Source organism: Leptotrichia sp. (genome assembly GCF_057270615.1).
In genome coordinates this window covers 1-5,408 of the sequence record NZ_DBHIXN010000085.1, presented here as the reverse complement: position 1 = coordinate 5,408, position 5,408 = coordinate 1, and the positions used below count along the sequence as shown (strand labels likewise).

The 5,408-nt window shown below is 26.7% G+C and carries 6 protein-coding genes and 1 pseudogene; 1 reads left to right on the top strand and 6 read right to left on the bottom strand.

Annotated elements, in window-relative coordinates; genetic code table 11:
* The first annotated feature begins 134 nt into the window (after positions 1–134).
* Entirely contained in the window at positions 135–1,838 is a 1,704-nt protein-coding gene (locus ACO409_RS10080) for an AAA family ATPase (RefSeq protein WP_485556908.1), read from the top strand.
* A gap of 212 nt (positions 1,839–2,050) precedes the next feature.
* On the opposite strand, the pseudogene ACO409_RS10075 reads toward ACO409_RS10080, so the two are convergent.
* The 6 genes and pseudogenes from ACO409_RS10075 to ACO409_RS10050 all read right to left on the bottom strand — a co-directional run.
* Positions 2,051–2,257: pseudogene (locus ACO409_RS10075) on the bottom strand (zinc ribbon domain-containing protein); the annotation flags it as partial.
* A 301-nt stretch (positions 2,258–2,558) separates the two neighbouring features.
* On the bottom strand, positions 2,559–3,245 hold the full coding sequence (locus ACO409_RS10070; protein ID WP_485556906.1) for an N-acetylmuramoyl-L-alanine amidase: 687 nt from the start codon (positions 3,243–3,245) through the stop codon (positions 2,559–2,561).
* 209 nt (positions 3,246–3,454) lie between these two features.
* Positions 3,455–3,694: a hypothetical protein gene (locus ACO409_RS10065; RefSeq protein WP_485556904.1), complete on the bottom strand. Its 240-nt coding sequence runs from the start codon at positions 3,692–3,694 to the stop codon at positions 3,455–3,457.
* Positions 3,695–3,891: 197 nt separating this feature from the next.
* On the bottom strand, positions 3,892–4,368 hold the full coding sequence (locus ACO409_RS10060) for a GNAT family N-acetyltransferase (RefSeq protein ID WP_485556902.1): 477 nt from the start codon (positions 4,366–4,368) through the stop codon (positions 3,892–3,894).
* 202 nt (positions 4,369–4,570) lie between these two features.
* Positions 4,571–4,801: a zinc ribbon domain-containing protein gene (locus ACO409_RS10055; RefSeq protein ID WP_485556900.1), complete on the bottom strand. Its 231-nt coding sequence runs from the start codon at positions 4,799–4,801 to the stop codon at positions 4,571–4,573.
* A complete protein-coding gene (locus tag ACO409_RS10050; protein WP_485556898.1) occupies positions 4,792–5,397 on the bottom strand; it encodes an RNA-guided endonuclease TnpB family protein in 606 nt (201 codons plus the stop codon). The genes ACO409_RS10055 and ACO409_RS10050 overlap by 10 nt, the downstream gene beginning before the upstream one ends.
* Positions 5,398–5,408 lie beyond the last annotated feature (11 nt).

Sequence of the window (5,408 nt, the reverse complement as noted above, 5' to 3'; positions counted from 1 at the left end):
GCCCAAAATATTTTATTGTGTTATTTTGGCTGCCCCTATATTTTTTACTCTGTCGTATAAAATAATATAATTGACAAAATGTTTATATTTTTGATAAAATTGAAAAAAGTATTTATAAAAAAGGGGTAATTATTATGAAAAAAAATAAAAAGAAATTACCAATTGGATTGTCTGATTTTAAAGAAATTATAGAATACGATTATTATTATTTTGACAAAACTAAATTTATCGAAAATATTTTGGAAGATGGTTCAAAAGTAAAATTGTTTACTCGTCCAAGACGATTTGGGAAAACTCTGAATATGTCGATGTTAAAATATTTTTTTGATGTTGAGAACAGAGAAGAAAACAGAAAACTATTTGAAGGACTTAATATTTCCAAAAGTGAGTATTTTGAAAAGCAAGGGAAGTTTCCCGTAATTTCAATTTCGTTTAAAGATTATAATGAAAAAAAGTGGGAAAGCGGATTTAGAGAAGTTAAAGGAATTATTGAAAGACTTTATACAAAATATAAATTTTTAACTGAAAAAATGGATGAAATTGAGATTGAAAAATTTAATTCGATAAGAAGAACTTTAGATTTAGCAGATTGGAAAAATTCTTTGTTAAATTTGTCAAAATATTTGTATGAATATTATGGAAAAAAAGTGATTGTATTAATTGATGAATATGATCAGCCAATAATAAATTCCTATATAAATGGTTACTACAATGAAACAATTGACTTTTTCAAAAGTTTTTACGGATCTGTTTTGAAGGATAATGAATATCTTGAAATGAGTGTAATAACTGGAATTTTAAGAGTTGCGAAGGAAAATATTTTTTCAGGGTTGAATAATTTGGAAGTTCATACGATTTTGGATAGTGAATTTACGGAATATTTTGGGATTATGGAAAATGAAGTTGAAGATGCTTTGAAAGATTTTGGTTTGGAATATGAGTTGGAAGATGTTCAAAAATGGTACAATGGGTATTTGTTCGGAGATACAAAAGTGTATAATCCTTGGTCGATTATTAATTTTTTGAAAAAGGGGAAATTGCGACCTTATTGGGTGAATACAAGCGGTAATGGCTTGATTCAGCTGTATTTAGAAAAATTGAAGAATGAGATTTTTGATGAATTTTCAAAATTGTTAAATAAAGAAAGTGTTTTAAAAAGAATTAATGATAATATGACTTTTGGGAATTTGGAGGCTAATTTTGAAAAAAATATTTGGAATTTATTTTTTCATAGCGGGTATTTGACTTTGGCTGAGGAATATGATGTTATGAAAAAAAATACTCGTATAAAAATTCCAAATAAAGAAATTTTAGAAATGTTTTCTGAAATGTTTATTGAAGTATATTTCAAGGATACTGATAATTTTTTAGATATGACAGAAGCGTTAAAAAATGGAGATGTTAAAAAATTTAAGTTGGAATTAAATAAAGTTTTATTAGAAAATACAGGAATTTTTGATGTGAATGGAATTTATAAAGAACAGTTTTATCACGAATTTATGCTTGGAATAATTTTGGTTTTAAGAAATGAATATGAGATTACATCAAATGACTTTGCTGGGAAAGGTAGATATGACTTGCTTTTGAAACCTAAAAATATTTTGGAAGGAAGAGAAGGAATTATTTTTGAATTGAAAATTGTGAATACGAAAAGTAAATTAAGTTTTGAAGAAATTCATAAAAAACTTGAAAAAGAATGCGAAATTGCGTTAAAACAGATTGATGAAAAAGAATATAGTTCGGTTTTGAGAAATGCTGGGGTTAAAAAGATTTTGAAGATTGGGATTGCATTTTTGGGAAAAGAATTTGAGGTGAAATTTGAGGAAGAAGTTTTATAAAAAAGAGGGTAATAAAATATGAAAATTAATAAAAAAAGTAAACTTTCAATAGGAGCATCTGATTTTAAGAAAATTATTCAAAATGATGATCATTTTAGGTGAACTACTCCCGCTTCTAAAAGCGGGAGCTTCTTGGGAAGTATCTGCTTTTGCTAGCCAAATATATTTACCAAGCTCTTTGGATAGTTCCTACCCTGTCTTTTTTTATTTTCCTAATATTCCAACATCAATTTTCCAATGTTTTTTATATTCAGTGCCGCATTGTAATCTCTATCAATCTCAATTCCACAACACTCACATTTATAACTTCTTTCTGATAATTTCAATTTCTCTTTAACGTTCCCGTATTTACTACAAGTTTTCGATGATGGAAACCATTTATCTATTTTCAAAAATTGCTTTCCTAAAAACATCAACTTATCCTTTTGATTTTGAATATTATTTTTAATGACTTCTCTTCAATATTTTATACAAAAATTGTATCATAAGTGTATCCTTTTTTCAACTTTTAAAAAAAAAGCAATTCATCTCCCACTTATAGAAAGCCTACGACTTCTTGCTATTTTTTGTTAAAATCAATAACTTTTTCATAACAAATCTTTCCAATCATATTTATTTATGCAATTCATCATATATTCTAACAAACTTTATTATCCGAACTTTTTCTTCATTTCACAGTTTTACTTTTTGATCTCATAAAATCAAACAATATTTTTACATTTATTTTTCTCTAAAATATTTTTCAATTCCATTTACAATCCCTTTTACCATAACATTTTGAAAATCAGGAGAAGCCATTTTTCTATCTTCTTCAGGATTTGTCATAAATCCCATTTCTATTAATGTGTTTGTAACTGTTGACCAGTTTGTTCCTGTTAGATCATCTCTGTAGGAAACACCTCGATTTTTGAAACCTGTTGCTTTTGTATATTCTGACAGGATTGCTCTTGAGAATTTATCACTTGATTGTTGTACACTCTTTGTGTAGGGATTTTTAGGTGATGATGTAAGGACACTTACACCTCTTGTGCTACTTCCTGCTGCATCTGCATGTAATCTTATGTACACAGAACAACCTGCTTTGTTTGTCATTAATGCTCTTTCTTTATTGCTTATATTTACATCATTTTTTTCTCTCACCATAAACACTGAATATCCTTTAGATTTTAATGCATCTCTTAATTTCAACCCTACTTCAAGAGCTAACTGATATTCAGGCTTTTTAGTTGCAACACCTCTTGTACCATAAGCTACTTTGGGTTTTCTTTTGCTTGAGCCAGGTGCTATTTCTTCTGTCTGCATATTTCCTTTTGCCTGATGTCCTGGATCAATACATACTTTTTCAGCTGCATTAGCCAATCCTGAAATGCTGCTAATTAAAATAGCTAATTTTAATAGTAATTTCATAATTATTATCCTCTCTTATATTTTTTTTTGATTTTTAAATTTGCTTATTCCGCATAAAAACTTTTTATTATTTTTTGTTAAATAATTTGAATATAAAAATTAATTTTATTTATATCTAGTGTTTATTGTCTGGCAAAAATAAAAAATATTTAAAATTATTAAAAAATATTTAATTTTTTATTTTCAATGTATCATATTATAAAATAAATTTAATTATATAAGTATGCAGCTCCTGTAAAGTATAAATTTCTGTATCCATTTCCTTCAAAATATACTCTGTAAACACTTCCATATGAAGCTGATGCAAAAGGATATCCACTAAAATTAAATCTTTTTCCTGATTCTAAACTTACACAAGTATCATCTGATACTACTCGGCAATATTCAACATATCTTGAAAAACCAAGAACTCCAAATAATAAAAATATTCCTAATATTAGCTTTTTCATAATTAATCACTCCTAAATATATTTTTTGGGGTATTACAATTAATATATTTAATAATTTTAAAATATATGACTAATTTTTACCAAACAATAAAAAGCATTTCAAAATTTAGATACACAAAAAATTAAATTATAATATATAATACCTCAAATATATTTGATTTTTATTTTATTTAAATTATTTTAATATTAGTAAAAAATCATTTTAAAGAATATCTCATTAAGTATCGTCCAATATTATCTCCATATTCATTGTCTAAATTATCTATTATTTTAAATCCCAATTTTTCATAAATCCCTTTTGCAATAAAATTATCTATATCAACAGTAAGCTCTATTTTTTTTATTCCCATTTCCTTTAAAGTTTTCATTACAAATTGAAGAAGTGTTTTTGCATATCCATTTTTTTGAAATTTTGGAACAGTAGAAACTCCATAAACATAGGCTACTTCCCTATCAAAACTACTCAAAACCTCAATAACTGATATTAATTCATCTTTAGTATTTTCATCGTCACTTAACATTGCAAAAACTTTTCCGTATTTAGTAAACGGCTTAATATTCCAGTTTCCAACGGTTGCTTCACCAAAAACCTCATTTTCATGCTCTACTATTTTAAATAACAGATCTGAATCTTTTTTTGCATCCAATATTTTTATTTTATAATTTTTTTTCATAAAAATCTCTCTTTCTTTCTTATTTAGTTTTAATAGAATAAATTATTAGAAGTAAAGCAAAAGTTATATTTTAAGCTTCTTATTACTAATGAACTACTCCCACTTTTAGAAGCGGGAGCTTCTTGGGAAGTATCTGCTTTTGCTAGCCAAATATATTTACCAAGCTCTTTGGGTAGTTCCTACCCTGTCTTTTTTTATTTTTCTAATATTCCAACATCAATTTCCCAATGTTTTTTATATTCAGTGCCGCATTATAATCCCTATCAATCTCAATTCCACAGCACTCACATCTATAGCTTCTTTCTGACAATTTCAGTTCCTCTTTAACATTTCCACATTTACTGCAAGTTTTCGATGACGGAAACCACTTATCTATTTTTAAAAATTGCTTTCCTAAAAACATCAACTTATACTCAAGCATCCTCAAAAACATTCCCCATCTCTTTGGTTTTCAGAACTGACAAATAATTCAGACATTGAAAAATCAAGTCCAATTACTTTATCATTACTAGCTACCTTTTGTATTTCTTTTTCAAATTCCGTCAAAATAGAAACATAGTAATTTCCATTACTGTTTGTTAGTGTTACTGACTTTATCTTGTAATCCTTCGGTATTTCTCTATGATATTTTAATTTTATTCTTTTCAATTTTGGCAAAACCAAATATTTATTTTCCTCAATTCGTATCGAATTATTCACACAATTTGTCGTGTAACTTTTAACACTATTCTTTTTAGATTTGAACCTCGGAAACTTCGCTCTCTTCTGAAAGAAATTCGTAAACGATCGTTTTACATTCAATTGAGCATTTGAAAGTGCCAAACTGTCTACTTCTTTCAAAAATTGATTTTCACTTTTCAAACTGGCAGGTGTAATTATTTTATTTTTTCCAGTTTCTTCATAAATTTTATTAGCAATATATAAAATCGTATTGTAAACAAAACGAACACATCCAAAAGTCTTATTTATCAATAATTCTTGCTCCTTATTTGGATAAATTCTGTATTTGAATGCTAAATTATATTTCATAAATTACACCT

Bases quoted from the DNA above. Each gene is read 5' to 3' on its own strand.
- ACO409_RS10055 (WP_485556900.1), bottom strand. From the start codon at position 4,801: ATGTTTTTGAGGATGCTTGAGTATAAGTTGATGTTTTTAGGAAAGCAA.
- ACO409_RS10065 (WP_485556904.1), bottom strand. From the start codon at position 3,694: ATGAAAAAGCTAATATTAGGAATATTTTTATTATTTGGAGTTCTTGGT.
- ACO409_RS10070 (WP_485556906.1), bottom strand. From the start codon at position 3,245: ATGAAATTACTATTAAAATTAGCTATTTTAATTAGCAGCATTTCAGGA.
- ACO409_RS10080 (WP_485556908.1), top strand. From the start codon at position 135: ATGAAAAAAAATAAAAAGAAATTACCAATTGGATTGTCTGATTTTAAA.
- ACO409_RS10050 (WP_485556898.1), bottom strand. From the start codon at position 5,397: ATGAAATATAATTTAGCATTCAAATACAGAATTTATCCAAATAAGGAG.
- ACO409_RS10060 (WP_485556902.1), bottom strand. From the start codon at position 4,368: ATGAAAAAAAATTATAAAATAAAAATATTGGATGCAAAAAAAGATTCA.